Raw genomic sequence first — 13484 nt, forward strand, 5'->3', positions numbered from 1 at the left:
CGAACCAATATGGGAGACGAGATGATCTTGGTCACCGGCGCCACCGGGAATGTCGGGGCGGAACTGGTGCGAACCCTGAGCGAGCGGGGCGAGCAAGTGCGGGCGCTCGTCCGTGACCCGGCGAAGGCCGCGCTCGCGCCGGGCGTCGAGGCCGTCACCGGCGACCTCAACCGGCCGGAGACGCTGACCGACGCGCTCGACGGCGTGCACGGGATGTTCCTGCTCCCCGGCTACAACGACCTGCCCGACCTGCTGGAACGCGCGAAAAAGGCCGGGGTCCACCGGGTCGCGCTGCTCTCCGGCGGCTCGGCCGCGCTGCAGGACATGGACAACGCCGTGTCCCGCTACATGACGCTGTCCGAGCAAGCCGTCCGCGCGTCCGATCTGAGCTGGACCTTCCTGCGGCCGCGGTCGTTCATGTCCAACGCGCTGCGCTGGCTGCCGCAACTCGCGGTCGGCGACATCGTGCGGGTGCAGTTCCCCGGCGTGCGGGTCGGCGCGATCGACCCCGCCGATATCGCGGCGGTCGCGGCGACGGCGCTGGTCGAGGGCGGACTGGACGGGCAGGTACTCGAACTGACCGGCCCGCAGGCGCTGCGGCCCGCGGACCAGATCGCGGTGCTCGCCGCGGTACTGGACCGACCACTCGTCGCGCACGAACTCAGCGACGAGGAGACCGAGGCCGAGCTGGCCGCCACCATGCCGCGGGAGTACGTCGACGCGTTCCTCAGCTTCTTCGTCGACGGCACGCTGGACGAGGCGACGCTCTACCCGACCGTCGAGCAGGTGACCGGGCGCCCGCCGCGCACCTTCGAGCAGTGGGCGAATGCTCACGCGGGGGAGTTCGCGCCGAAATCGCACTGAGCCAACCCCTTTCACCTCGCGCGACCCGATTTCGGCCACATTGCACTGGCTATCCGTCCGGCCGTCACAGTAGGGTTTCGATAGGGGTGAGGGGGGAGCCATGATCATCGGACGCTGGCTGCTGATCGAAACACTAGGCCCGGTCGGCACTTGGTCGCTGCTGGCGGCCGGGTCCGCGCCGCGGGCCTGGAAGTCATATCGGCGTGTGGTTCCCGCGCGGCTGCAACGGTTCGTCACCGCGGCTCACCACTCCGGCGCCGCGGTGGACCACCAGCTGCCGCCATCGCGCCATGCCTGGTCGAGACGGCGCGTCAAGGCACAGCCGCTGCTCGGTCCGGATGCGCGGGTGCACGCGGTCCGGTTGTGGGTGGGCAGCGACGCGCCGCCGCCGCCGGTTGGCGTGACCGCCTTCACCATCGACGGACGTGCCAGACGGGTCGACGCGGTCCGGGACGAATCCGGCCCGCATTGCGAGCACGATCCCGCGGTGTGGTTCGGCGCGGAAGTCTTCGAGACGATGGAGCGCTTCGACGGCGCACTCGAATTCGTCGCCACCATGGCCCGCGCGCAACCCGGTGTCCGCTGGCTCGACACCGCCACCATGCGTTCCTCGGCCGGTCCGCGCACCCTTATGCTGGCCGCGCGCAATCCGGACCCGGACCGGCACCACTGGGTGGGCGTCGCCGTCGATGTCACCGAAGATGTTGCCCCGCAAGCGAAATCGCTGGAGTCGGTAGCACTGGACCTGCTGCGCGGCGCGCCGTCGAATCGGTACCTGGCCATCGTCGATCTGGCGCAGGTCCGGCTGATCCGCTGGGTCACCGAGCCCGTGCCCGGTGTGCGCTGGGGCGGCGGGACGGATGACCGTACCGTGCCGCATCCACAGGACCGTCCGCGTATTCTGGCCGCGCGCGCCGATCTCCGCACGGGCAGGCAGCGAGTTCGGCTGGACGCGGTCCGGCTGGCGACCACGGAGGGCCACTGGATCGTCGCCGACCTGGAAGCCGCGCCGCTGCCCGACGGTGTGCCCGGCGCGCACGCACCGGAATTCGCCGTGGTCCAGGTGACGACGCACCGTCCGAGTGACGGTCCAGGTGACCATGCACCGTCCGACCGGCGGTGCGGGTGACCATGCATTGTCCAAGCGGCGATCCGGGTGACGACGCTCCGCCGGAGGCGACACTGCAGATGCCCGGCACCGCCAGAGTACGGTCCCGTAGACATTCGCCCGTCCGAGTAAGGATGATCAGTCGGGGGTCGCCGCGAACTCGGCAAGGCCCTGGGCGGGCGCCACCTCGGCCGTGAAATCCAGCATGCGCCTGGCCAGTTCCGGGTCGGCGACGAAATGCCGGACGTCACCGATGTGGTACCGACCGGTCACCACCGGCGCGGGGCCGCCGTGGGCGCGGGCCATGATCGAGGCCACCTCCCACAGCGTGATCGGCCGCCCCGACGCGATGTTCAGCGCGACGAAGCCCGGCAGCGCACGCTCGACCGCCGCGACGGTGGCCGTGACCGCGTCGCGTATGTGGACGAAATCCCGGACCTGTCCGCCGTCCTCGAAGACCTGCGGCGCACGTCCCTGTGCCAGTTCGGCGCGCAGCCGCGCGACCAATCCCGCGCGAGCGCCCGCGCCGTAGACGTTGTGCATCCGCAGCGCCGTGACGGCGCCGCCGGTCGCCAGCCCCCAGGCCAGCGCGTAGTTCTCCTGGGCGACCTTGCTGGCACCGTAGGCATCGCGTGGACGCAGCGGCGCATCTTCCCCGACCGGCTCCCAGGTCAGCACCTCGCCGGTGCGCGGAGCGCGATGGTCGAACATGCCGCGATCGAGGTCCGCCCTGCGGCGCAGGTTCGGGAAGAACGGCCCGCTCTGCGCACCGCGGTAGCGGCCCTCACCGTAGACGCTGATCGACGAGGCGAGCACCAGTCGACCGACCCGCGCTCGTTCCATCGCTCCGAGCAGCACGGCGGTGCCGAGATCGTTGTGCGAGGCGAAGTCGGCGGCCTGCGCACTCGCGGTGGCCGCCGCGAAATGACAGACGACATCCACTCCGTCCAGCAGCGGCGCGAGTGCCTCGGCATCGCGCACGTCCACCCGCGAAACACCTTCTGGTGGTTGCGCGTCCGGTCCGTGCACCCGGTCGAGCAGCAAGTCCGCCGCGACCACCTGGTGTCCCGCGGCGACCAGCGCGCGGCGCAGATGTCCGCCGAGGAAACCGGCCGCGCCGGTGACCAGCACCCGCATCGGCCTCAGGGCAGCTCGAACGGCAGCGACACGCCCGCGTGGACGCGGCATCGCTCGCAGGTGTCGGCGCCGTCCACCGCGGCCACCGCGCGGCGGATGAGCTCTTTGAACGGTGCGAGGTTGCGCTTGAACTCGGCGAAGACGTCGACGGCGTGCACGCCCTCACCCTCTTCCAGGCCCGCGTCCAGATCGGTCACCAGCGCGACGGCGGCGTAGCACATCTCGAGTTCGCGGGCGAGCACGGCTTCCGGGTGACCGGTCATGTTCACCAGCTCCCAGCCCTGCGCGGCGAACCACCGGCTCTCCGCGCGCGTGGAGAACCGCGGGCCCTCCACCACCACCATGGTGGCCGCGTGCATCATGTGCAGCGCGTCGGACTCGGCCTTGATGGCGGCGGCACGCAGTTCCTCGCAGTACGGATCGGCGAAGGACACGTGGATGCCGCCGCCCTCGAAGTAGGTCTGCGGGCGGCCGGAGGTCCGGTCCACCAGCTGGTCCGGCACCACGACCGTGCCGGGACCCCAGTCCGCGCGCAGGCTGCCGACCGCGCACGGCGCGAAGATCCGGCGCACCCCCAGCGAGCGCAGCGCCCACAGGTTGGCCCGGTAGGGCAGGGTGTGCGGGCCGAATTCGTGATTCTTGCCGTGCCGCGGAAGGAAGGCCACCGGCCTGCCCTCCACCTCCCCGACCGCGATCGGCGCGCTCGGCGCGCCGTAAGGCGTCTCGACCTCGACGGTGGTGGCCTCGTTGTCGAAGAAATCGTAGAACCCGCTGCCGCCGATGACGGCGAGCGCGGGCCGGGGGTGCGAACTCATACCGCAATTGTCTCGTCCCGCCGCTCCGGTCGCTCGGCGGGATCGGCCTCGGCTCGCGACCGTCGCGGTATCGGACCGGTCACCGAAGTCCTCGCCAGGCGATCGGCCTGTCCCGCCGGGCGGGCCGAACACGCCGCCGACCTGACAAGTCCGGCGCGAAACTGTACCCTAGGGGGGTATTATCCGGTTCCCGGACCGGCAGGCAGCGAGGAGACACCGGTGGCAGCTACCCCCCACGACCACGCCGAGCACGCGCCGCACGGCTACATCACCGCCAAGGACGACTACCTCAAGCGGCTGCGCCGCATCGAGGGCCAGGCACGCGGCCTGCAGCGGATGGTCGAGGAGGAGAAGTACTGCATCGACATCCTCACCCAGGTGTCGGCCATGACCAAGGCCCTCCAGGCGGTGGCGATGGGCCTGCTCGAGGACCACATCAGCCACTGCGTGGTGGACGCCGCGGTCGCGGGTGGTCCGGAGGCGGAAGCCAAGATCAAGGAAGCCACCGACGCCATCGCCCGGCTCGTCCGCTCCTGACGACGTTTACCCGTGCCAGCGGCGATAGACGGCGGCCGCGCCGGGGTGCAGCGGGATCGAACCGGTGCTGATCAGCGATCGGCCGTCGAGGAACTGGGTGCCCGCCGCCACGGTGGGCACCAGCGCGTCCGCGTGCCACACCAGTAGTTCCACAATGGATGCGGCCACCTCGTCGGGCATGGTGGTGGCGGCGAGCAGCAGGTTCGCCACGCCGATGGTGTGCACCGCGGCGCCGCCGGGGTAGGCGTCGGCGGGGATCGCGACGCGGTCGTAGACCGGACCGAACCGCTCCCGCATCGGCGCGGCCAGCTCGCCCATGTCCACCAGCCGCATCCGGCTCGGCACCGCGAGCAGGGTGGTCGGCACCCCACCCGCCCACAGCAGCGCGTCCGCCTCGCCGCCCGTCAGAGCGGCCACCGCCTCGGCCAGCGGGCGATGCGAAATCGCCACGTCCACGGCCGGATCCAGGCCCGCGACCCGCAGAATCCGTTCACCGGTCAGTGCCGCCCCTGATCCTTCCGCGCCCAAACTCACCCGAGACCCACGCAGATCCGCGACCGAACCGATCGGGCTGTCGGAGCGCACGACCAGCTGCAGGTAGTTCTCGTACACCCGCCCCAATGCACAGAGCGTCGCGGAGCGACTCGATGAGGGGTGGTGGTCGGGCGGCGGGTGGGCCAGCCGGTCGGTGGTGTCCCGCACGGAGTCCGCGAGCGCGAGCGCGGCGTCCACCTCGCCTCGGGCGAGCAGTGCCAGGTTGTCTTGGGAACCGGACGTGGTGATCCGCTCGATGCGCACGTCGCCGTTCTCCGCCGCTGCGGCGCCGAGCAACCCCGCGAAAGCGTGATAGAAACCGCCGACCTCACCGGACGCGAGCCGAACAGTGGCGCCGCCACCACTCGGACCGCAGCCCGTGATGCCCGCCGCGACGGCCAGCGCGAGAAAACCGCGCCGGCCGATGCCGCGCCGCACACCGGGTTCTCGGCTGGTCATCGCACCTCCGTCGCGGGCAATCGGACACCGACCGCGAGACCGTGCGGATGCACCGCCTCGATCGTGAGCGTGCCACCGCGCGCCTGCGCCAGCGCCGCGGCGATCGGCAAACCGAGCCCGGAGCCACCGGCGCCTGCGGACGAGCCGCGGAAGAAACGGGTGGTGAGTTTGTCGATCTCGTCGGGCCGCACGCCTGCGCCGTCGTCGCGGACGGTCACCGCGACCCAGCCCGGCTCCGCGACGACGATCAGCTCGGTGTGCGTGCCCGGTCCCGCGTAGCGCGTCGCGTTGCTCAGTGGCACGTCGAGGATCTGGGCGAGTACGTCGGCGGGTACCGCGGCTTCCGCACGTGCGGGCGCGGACGCGACGCGCAGTCGCTGCCCCGCCGCCTCGAACGCCGAGCACCAGGCGTCGAAGCGGTCGGCGACCACCTGCACGGCGTCGCACTGGTTGTCGGCCTCGGCGGCGCGCGTGACGTCGAACGCCGCGGGCGTTTCCGCGACGGCGAGGCTGAGCAGGCCGTCGAGCAGCGCGGTCAGGCGATCGACTTCGGCACCCGCGCCGCGGAAGGTGCCCGCCGCGCTCGCAGGGATCGCGGGAGCCAAGGAATCGAGCCTGATGGTCAAGGCGGCCAGCGGATTGCGCATCGCGTGCGCGGTGTCGGCGACGAGCTGGCGCTGCGCGTCGGCCGAATCGGCGACGGCGCGGGCCATCGCGTCGAAGGATTCGGCGACCGCCCGCATCTCCGGCGGCCCGCCGTACCTGCCCGCGATCGACACCGGCGCGACGCTGTCCGCGCGGGGTTTCGGCAGCGTCGCGGTCAACTCCGCGACCGCGCGCGACAGTGCCGACAGCGGCCGCAGCACCCAGCGGCTCAGCGTCACCGCGAGCAGCATGAACAGCGCCATCGCGACCACGCCGCCCAGCACGATCACCGCCCAGGCCCGCGCGATGTCGCCGCGAGCGCGCGCGGTGGACGCCTCGATCACCACGGCGCCGTTCACCTGCACCCCGGTGCCGACCGGCCGCGCGACGAGCATGGTCGGCGCGCCCCACGGCGTCAGTTTGTCCACCGTGTGCGGACGCTGGTTGCGGCGCGCGGCCGCCACCGCCGCGACGATGCCGGGATCGGTCACGTCGGCCCCGGCGTTGACCGTCGTCGCGCCCCTGGCGTCGACGACGAGCACGTTCTCGCCGTACAGCTCGTGATAGCGCAGCACTTCGTCGGCCAGCGCGCGGGTGTCCCCTGCGGTAACGGCGTCGTCGGCGAGCGTGGCGAAGCGGTCGGCGTCCCCGGAGCGGGCCAGCACCAGCTGCTGGGTGCGGCTGGTCGCGATGGTCAGCGACAGCGGCACCGCGAACGCCAGCACCGCGATGGCCGCGAACACCGTCAGCGCGACGAGCAGTCGACGCCGCATGACCTACCTCCGGCCCGCCGGGCCGCGGGCATTGCGCTCACTGCCCCCACCGATATCCGTAACCGCGGATCGTGGTGATCAGCCCGGGCCGATTCAACTTGGCCCGCAAGCCGGTCATATGCACGTCCAGCGAACGCGACACCGCGACGAAGGCGTCGCCCCAGATGCGATCCATCAGCTGCTGACGGCTCACCGCGGCACCCGGCCGCTCCACGAGCGCCTCGACCAGCTCGAATTCCTTCTGGGTCAATGGCACCGGCTCGCCTGCCACCTCGACCACCCGGGCGCCGAGGTCGACCCGCACGTCACCGGTGACCACCACCGACCGCTCCTGCCGGGCCGCGGCCGCGGCCCGCCGCGTCACCGTTTCCAGCCGCGCGACCAGCTCCGCGATCCGTGGCGGCTTCACCAAGTAGTCGTCGGCGCCGCCGCGCAGGCCGCGGACGATCGAGCGTTCGTCGCTGCGCGCGGTCAGGATCAGCACCGGCACCGAGCTCACCTCGCGCAGTCTGCGCAGCACCTGCAGGCCGTCGCCGTCGGGCAGGCCGAGGTCGAGGATGACCGCGTCGTACTCGCGATGCGCGATCAGCAGATCCGCGCCGCGGCGCTTGCGTTCGGCGCGGTAACCGCGGGCGATCAGCGCCTCGACCAGCGCGTCTCCCACGCCGTCGTCGTCCTCGACCACCGCAAGCCGCACGCGCCGATCCTCCCACAGCGGGCGGATCGGCGCGTGTGCCGGGCGGTCAGTCACGCACGGTGACCAACGGTCGTCCCGGCTCGGCCACCGCGGCGCCGGACCCGGTATCGGCATCCGCGGTGGGCTCGCCCACGTCGATCGTCGACGAAGTCGAGGTCTCCCGCATGAAGTAGTAGGTGACCAGCGAGATGGCGATGCACCCCGCGACGTACCAGAAGTACAGCGACTCGTGGCCCGCCTTCTTCAGCGCCAGCGCGATCGTCTCCGCGGTCCCGCCGAAGATCGCGACGGTCAGCGCGTACGGCAGCCCGACGCCGAGCGCGCGGATCTTGGTCGGGAACAGCTCGGCCTTCACGATCGCGTTGATCGAGGTGTATCCCGTGATGATTACCAGGGCCGCCATCATCAGGCCCCACGCGGCGGCCGGATTGGTGGTCTTCGCGAGCACGGTCATGATCGGCACGGTCAGCACGGTGCCCGACACGCCGAAGAAGATCAGCAGCTTGCGCCGCCCCACCCGGTCCGACAGCGCACCCGCCACCGGTTGCAGCACCACGAAGACCAGCAACGCGACGAAGTTGATCCACGCCACGGTCGACTTGGAGATGCCGGAGGTGTTGATCATGAACTTCTGCATGTAGGTCGTGTAGGTGTAGAACGCGACCGTTCCGCCCAGCGTCAACCCGATCACCAGCAGGCATTCCCGCGGGTATCGCAGCAGGATCCGCAGCGAACCGCGAGACGCGGAAGCACCCGCGGCGTGCGCCGACTCGCCCGACGCCTGCCCGGATTCGGCGCGGAACTGCTCGGACTCGTCCATGCCGCGCCGCAGCCACATCACGATCAGCGCACCGGCAGCGCCGATCACGAACGGAATCCGCCAGCCCCAGTCGTTCATCTGAGCCGCGTCGAGGAACTGCTGCAGCACGATCTGCACGCCCAACGCGACGAGCTGACCGGCCACCAGCGTCACGTACTGGAAGCTCGAGTAGAACCCGCGCCTGCCCGCCGAGGCCACCTCGGACAGGTACGTCGCGCTGGTGGCGTACTCGCCACCGACCGAGAGCCCCTGGAGCAACCGCGCCATCAGCAGCAGCGCCGGAGCGGCGATCCCGATGGTCTGATAGCCGGGCGTAAGCGCGATCATCAGCGAGCCCGCCGCCATCACGGTCACCGAGAGGGTCAGCGCCGACCGGCGACCGAACCGGTCCGCGTACCGGCCCAGCGCCCAGCCGCCGATCGGTCGCATCAGGAAGCCGACCGCGAAGACGGCGGCGGTGGACAGCAGCTGCGCCGTCGGATCGTCCTTGGGGAAGAACGTCTTCGCGAAGTACACGCTGAACGCGGCGTAGACGTACCAGTCGTACCATTCGACGAGGTTGCCGATGGAACCGCGCAAAACGTTCGCGACCACCCGGCGCTCGCCCACGGGCTGTGTCGTAGTCACAAGATCTCCTTCATCGACGCCCCATCGCGTCGTCGCAGATCAGTGTGTCGGCAGTCACAAGCTCCGTGGAATGGCTCTCGTCGCTTCCTAACAGTCCCTTAGGACGATCGCTGCCGAGCGGGAAAACTGGTTCGGCCCCCGACGGCGCCGCGGTGGACGGCGGATGCCGGGGGCCGAACGAGACCGGCTCAGGGTGCTCAGGATCGCGCGGCGAACAGCGGGGCGAGGGTGCGCAGCGCCGCGAGGTAGTTGTCGCCGAGGATCTGAACCGCGACGTGGTCGGCGCCCGCGTCCAGATGTTCTGCCAGCCGAGCGACGATGTCTTCCGGCGTACCGTACGCGATGACGGCGTCGAACAGCCGCTCGCTGGGCGGGGTGGTGAGATCGGCGTCGGTGAAACCGAACCGGCGCAAGTTCGACACGTAGTTGGTCAGGCCCAGGTAGAACCCGGCGGTCCCGTCGGCGACGGTGTGCGCCGCACGGGCGTCGTCGGTCAGCACCACCTTGTGCTCGGTCGCCAGCATCGCGTCCGGGCCGACGATCTCGCGGGCCGGCGCGGTGTGTGCCGACGGCACGAAGTAGGGCAGCGCGCCCGCGGACCGCTCGGCGGCCAGCTTCAGCACGCGCGGACCGAGTGCCGCCACCGCGCGACGTTCGGCGGGCACTCCCGCCGCGTCGAGTTCGTCGAGATACTCCACCAGCGCGTCGTAGGGCTTGCGGTACTCGCCGGTGTGCTCCGGATGGCCCGCACCAATGCCGAGCAGGAACCGGCCGGGGAACCGCGCCTCGATCCGATGGAACGAGTCGGCCACTTCCTTCGCCGGCGCGGCCCAGATGTTCACGATGCTGGTCGCGACGGTGATCGTTTCGGTCGCCTCCAGCAGCGGTTCGACCGCAGCCAGATCCGCCGGGGGCGAGGCCCCCAGCCACAGCGCGCCGTAGCCCAGCTGCTCCAATTCCCGCGCATCCTCCGGGCTGAACCCGTTGTACGCCCGCCACACTCCGAACCGTCCGAGACTCTCGAATGCCATGTCCGGAGCCAACACGGGTCCGCGGACGGCTATTCCGTGTCGGCGGGCGACGCGCCACTTGGTCCCGTCAGGTCGAAGCACGCCGGACCCGAGCGAGCTACTGTGAAAATTGCACAGCTATCGGCGCCCGCCGCCGTGGCAGGCGTCACCACTAGGAGATGGAGGTGATCGCTGTGCTCAGATTCGATCCATTCCATGACATCGACACCGTCGCCCGCCAACTGCTCGGCGAGACCGCCGGAACCGCTCGCGCACCGCGATTCATGCCGATGGATCTGTTCAAAGCGGGAGATCACTACGTGCTGAACGCGGACCTGCCCGGCGTCGACCCCGGCTCGATCGAGGTCAGTGTCGACAGCGGTACGCTCACCCTCCGCGCGCAGCGCACCGTTCCCAGTGAGGAAGGCGTCCAGTGGATCGCCTCGGAACGCTTCGCGGGCACCTTCATGCGGCAGCTGTCCCTCGGCGAGAACGTCGATGCCGACCGGATCAGCGCGACCTACAACAACGGTGTGCTGTCGGTGACGATCCCCATCGCCGAGCGCGCCAAGCCGCGCCGCATCGAGATCTCCGGGGCATCGCAGGAACCGAGGACGATCGAAGCATCGACGCAGTCGCAGCAGACGCCGCGACCTGGGCAAGCCTCGAAGTGACCGCCTCGCTACCCGCGCCCGCGCACGGGTGCGGGTAGCCCTTTGTCAGTCGCCGCAGCAACCCGCGTCCGGGACCGACCGCATCTCACGCGTCTGCGCGTTGCGGGCGGCGAGTTCGCCGTCCGCGGGGTAATCGACGCCGATCAGGCTGAGGCCGTGGGCGGGCGCGACGGTGACCGCACTGGACCGCTCCGTCTCGCGCAGCAGCTCGCCCACCCATTCCGGACCACGGCGCCCCTCGCCCACCGCGAGGACCGCGCCGACCAGGCTGCGGACCATCGACCAGCAGAACGCGTCGGCGCTGACGTAGGCGAGCAGCAGGTCCCGCTCGCGCACCCAGTCGAAGCGCTGCAACTCGCGGACCGTCGTCGCGCCATCCCTGCGCCGGCAGAACGCGGCGAAATCATGCAGTCCCAATAGTTTCAGCGAGGCAGCGCGCATGGCCTCGAGGTCGACGCCGGACCGGCACGCGACCACGCTGCGCGCCTGCAGCGGCTCCGCGCCGTACGGCGCGGTGGTCAATCGGTAGACGTAGTGGCGGCGGACGGCGGAGAACCGGGCGTCGAACTCGGGCGGGGCGAGCCGTGCCTGCTTGATCCGCACGTCCTTCGGCAGGAACCGCGCCATCCGGTGCACCAGCTTGTCCGGGTCCAGTTCACCGGACGTGTCGAAATGCGCGACCTGTCCCTCGGCGTGCACGCCCGCGTCCGTGCGCCCCGCGACGGTCAACTGGATCGGCTCACGGAACACCTTGCTGAGCGAGTCCTCCAAGACGCCCTGCACAGTGCGCAGACCCGGCTGTCGCGCCCATCCGATGAAATCGGTGCCGTCGTAGGAGATGTCCAGCCGCACGCGAACCGTCGGGCGCACGGCGTCCGGCACCGCCCCGGACGCGTCCGGCTGTATCACCGCATCCCTCACAACAATCTCCTGGTCAACGCGAACAAGCCCGCCGACCCGGAATCGGGTGGCGGGCTCGTTCGAGAAACTCCGACGCGAAAGTCAGGCGTCCGGATCATCCCCGCACAGGCGGGCACGATCTCAGGCGTCCTTCTTGTCCTCGTCGGTCTCGTCGGCAGCCGGAGCCTCGGCCTCGGCGGTCTCGGCGACGGCCTCGTCGGCCTTCTCCTCGACGACCTCGGCGGCCGGAGCCTCCTCCGCCTTCTTCGACGCGGCGACGCGGCGAGCGCGTTCGGCCTCGTTGGTCACGGTCTTCTCGCGGACCAGCTCGATGATCGCCATCGGCGCGTTGTCACCCTTGCGCGGCAGCGTCTTGGTGATGCGGGTGTAGCCACCCTCGCGCCCCTCGAACGACGGGCCGATCTGCTCGAAAAGCTCGTGCACGACGTCCTTGTTGCGGATCACCTTGAGCACCTCGCGACGGTCGGCAAGCGTGCCTGCCTTCGCCTTGGTGATCAGCTTCTCCGCGTAGGGGCGTACGGCCTTGGCCTTGGCCTCGGTGGTGGTGATCCGGCCGTGCTCGAAGAGCGCCGTGGCCAGATTGGCGAAGATCGCCTTCTGGTGCGTCGCCGACCCGCCGAAGCGGGCACCCTTCTTGGGCTTGGGCATTGTGTGGTTCTCCTTGTGAGAGGCCGGTTCCGGGGCGCCTACCCCGACGGCCTAGAGCTGTTCGGTTTCGGCGTAGTCCTGCTCGCCGCCATCGGTGTCACTGAACGTGCCGCTGTCGCTCCACGTGCCGGTGCTCGCGTCGTAGCCGACCACGCTGGACGGATCGAACGACGCCGGGCTGTCCTTCAGCGAGAGGCCGAGCGCGTGCAGCTTGACCTTGACCTCGTCGATGGACTTCTGGCCGAAGTTGCGAATGTCCAGCAGATCCGACTCGGTGCGGGCGACCAGCTCGCCCACCGTGTGCACACCCTCGCGCTTGAGGCAGTTGTAGGACCGGACGGTGAGGTCCAGGTCCTCGATCGGCAGACCGAACGAGGCGATGTGGTCCGCCTCCGCCGGCGAGGGGCCGATCTCGATGCCTTCGGCTTCGACGTTCAGCTCGCGGGCCAGGCCGAAGAGCTCGACCAGGGTCTTGCCCGCCGAGGCGAGCGCGTCCCGCGCGCTGATGGAGTTCTTGGTCTCCACGTCCAGGATGAGCCGGTCGAAGTCGGTGCGCTGCTCGACACGGGTGGCCTCGACCTTGTAGGTCACCTTGAGCACCGGCGAGTAGATCGAATCCACCGGGATCCGGCCGATTTCCGCGCCGGACGCCTTGTTCTGCACGGCGGGGACGTAGCCGCGACCACGCTCGACGACGAGCTCGATCTCCAGCTTGCCCTTGTCGTTCAGGGTGGCGATGTGCATGTCCGGGTTGTGCACCACGACGCCGCTGGGCGGGACGATGTCACCGGCGGTGACGGTGCCCGGGCCCTGCTTGCGCACGTACATCGTCACCGGCTCGTCCTCCTCCGAGGACACGACCAGGCCCTTGAGGTTCAGGATGATGTCGGTGACATCCTCCTTCACCCCGGGAACGGTGGTGAACTCGTGCAGGACGCCGTCGATGCGGATGCTCGTGACCGCGGCCCCCGGAATCGAGGACAGCAGGGTACGGCGCAGCGAGTTGCCGAGGGTGTAACCGAAGCCCGGCTCGAGCGGTTCGATGGTGAACTTCGAGCGGTTCTCGGCGACGACCTCTTCGGTCAGCGTCGGACGCTGTGAAATCAGCATTGGGATCATCCTCCTTTTTGGGCGCCCGCTATTTGACGCCTCGTCTCAGGGGTTGTGTGTGGTCGCCCGATGTCCGGGCGACCACACACCAGCAGCACGGTGCTG

At 70.1% G+C, this 13484-nt stretch carries 14 protein-coding genes; 4 read left to right on the plus strand and 10 right to left on the minus strand.

Annotated features, from left to right (window positions below; all coding sequences use genetic code 11):
* Window positions 1–21: 21 nt before the first annotated feature.
* Both ACWPXK_RS01530 and ACWPXK_RS01535 read left to right on the plus strand, forming a co-directional pair.
* On the plus strand, window positions 22–864 hold the full coding sequence (locus ACWPXK_RS01530) for an NAD(P)H-binding protein (RefSeq protein WP_454194221.1): 843 nt from the start codon (window positions 22–24) through the stop codon (window positions 862–864).
* Window positions 865–964: 100 nt separating this feature from the next.
* The gene (locus ACWPXK_RS01535; RefSeq protein ID WP_454194222.1) at window positions 965–1993 is read left to right on the plus strand and encodes a GAF domain-containing protein; all 1029 of its coding nucleotides are present in this window, start codon (window positions 965–967) and stop codon (window positions 1991–1993) included.
* Window positions 1994–2110: 117 nt separating this feature from the next.
* On the opposite strand, the gene ACWPXK_RS01540 is transcribed toward ACWPXK_RS01535, so the two are convergent.
* Together ACWPXK_RS01540 and ACWPXK_RS01545 are read right to left on the minus strand one after the other, a co-directional pair.
* On the minus strand, window positions 2111–3109 hold the full coding sequence (locus ACWPXK_RS01540) for an NAD-dependent epimerase/dehydratase family protein (RefSeq protein WP_454194223.1): 999 nt from the start codon (window positions 3107–3109) through the stop codon (window positions 2111–2113).
* A 5-nt stretch (window positions 3110–3114) separates the two neighbouring features.
* Window positions 3115–3924: an S-methyl-5'-thioadenosine phosphorylase gene (locus ACWPXK_RS01545; protein ID WP_454194224.1), complete on the minus strand. Its 810-nt coding sequence runs from the start codon at window positions 3922–3924 to the stop codon at window positions 3115–3117.
* Window positions 3925–4143: 219 nt separating this feature from the next.
* Here ACWPXK_RS01545 and ACWPXK_RS01550 point away from each other — a divergent pair, with 219 nt between their 5' ends.
* Complete coding sequence (locus ACWPXK_RS01550) at window positions 4144–4461, plus strand: metal-sensitive transcriptional regulator (protein ID WP_454194225.1); 318 nt, start codon at window positions 4144–4146, stop codon at window positions 4459–4461.
* Window positions 4462–4467: 6 nt separating this feature from the next.
* Here ACWPXK_RS01550 and ACWPXK_RS01555 read toward each other — a convergent pair whose 3' ends face one another.
* From ACWPXK_RS01555 to ACWPXK_RS01575, 5 genes are all read right to left on the minus strand, one after another.
* Complete coding sequence (locus tag ACWPXK_RS01555) at window positions 4468–5454, minus strand: TAXI family TRAP transporter solute-binding subunit (protein ID WP_454194226.1); 987 nt, start codon at window positions 5452–5454, stop codon at window positions 4468–4470.
* On the minus strand, window positions 5451–6872 hold the full coding sequence (locus ACWPXK_RS01560; RefSeq protein ID WP_454194227.1) for a sensor histidine kinase: 1422 nt from the start codon (window positions 6870–6872) through the stop codon (window positions 5451–5453). Before ACWPXK_RS01560 ends, ACWPXK_RS01555 begins: the two co-directional genes overlap by 4 nt.
* Before the next feature lie 37 nt (window positions 6873–6909).
* Window positions 6910–7569 carry a response regulator transcription factor gene (locus tag ACWPXK_RS01565; protein WP_040774690.1) on the minus strand — a complete coding sequence of 220 codons (660 nt, stop codon included), beginning with the start codon at window positions 7567–7569 and terminating at the stop codon, window positions 6910–6912.
* A 46-nt stretch (window positions 7570–7615) separates the two neighbouring features.
* Window positions 7616–9016 carry an MFS transporter gene (locus tag ACWPXK_RS01570; RefSeq protein ID WP_454194228.1) on the minus strand — a complete coding sequence of 467 codons (1401 nt, stop codon included), beginning with the start codon at window positions 9014–9016 and terminating at the stop codon, window positions 7616–7618.
* Window positions 9017–9213: 197 nt separating this feature from the next.
* Entirely contained in the window at window positions 9214–10047 is an 834-nt protein-coding gene (locus ACWPXK_RS01575) for an LLM class F420-dependent oxidoreductase (protein ID WP_454194229.1), read from the minus strand.
* A 173-nt stretch (window positions 10048–10220) separates the two neighbouring features.
* Here ACWPXK_RS01575 and ACWPXK_RS01580 point away from each other — a divergent pair, with 173 nt between their 5' ends.
* Window positions 10221–10700: an Hsp20/alpha crystallin family protein gene (locus tag ACWPXK_RS01580; protein WP_454195393.1), complete on the plus strand. Its 480-nt coding sequence runs from the start codon at window positions 10221–10223 to the stop codon at window positions 10698–10700.
* A 45-nt stretch (window positions 10701–10745) separates the two neighbouring features.
* Here ACWPXK_RS01580 and truA read toward each other — a convergent pair whose 3' ends face one another.
* The 3 genes from truA to ACWPXK_RS01595 form a co-directional block, all read right to left on the minus strand.
* Window positions 10746–11606, minus strand: coding sequence for a tRNA pseudouridine(38-40) synthase TruA (truA, locus tag ACWPXK_RS01585; protein WP_454195394.1), 861 nt, complete (start codon window positions 11604–11606; stop codon window positions 10746–10748).
* Window positions 11607–11741: 135 nt separating this feature from the next.
* Window positions 11742–12269 (minus strand): 50S ribosomal protein L17, encoded by a 528-nt coding sequence (rplQ, locus tag ACWPXK_RS01590; protein ID WP_454194230.1) that lies wholly within the window; start codon window positions 12267–12269, stop codon window positions 11742–11744.
* A 51-nt stretch (window positions 12270–12320) separates the two neighbouring features.
* A complete protein-coding gene (locus tag ACWPXK_RS01595) occupies window positions 12321–13379 on the minus strand; it encodes a DNA-directed RNA polymerase subunit alpha (RefSeq protein ID WP_039796155.1) in 1059 nt (352 codons plus the stop codon).
* Window positions 13380–13484: the final 105 nt, after the last annotated feature.

The sequence above is a fragment of the Nocardia sp. Marseille-Q1738 genome (assembly GCF_965283145.1).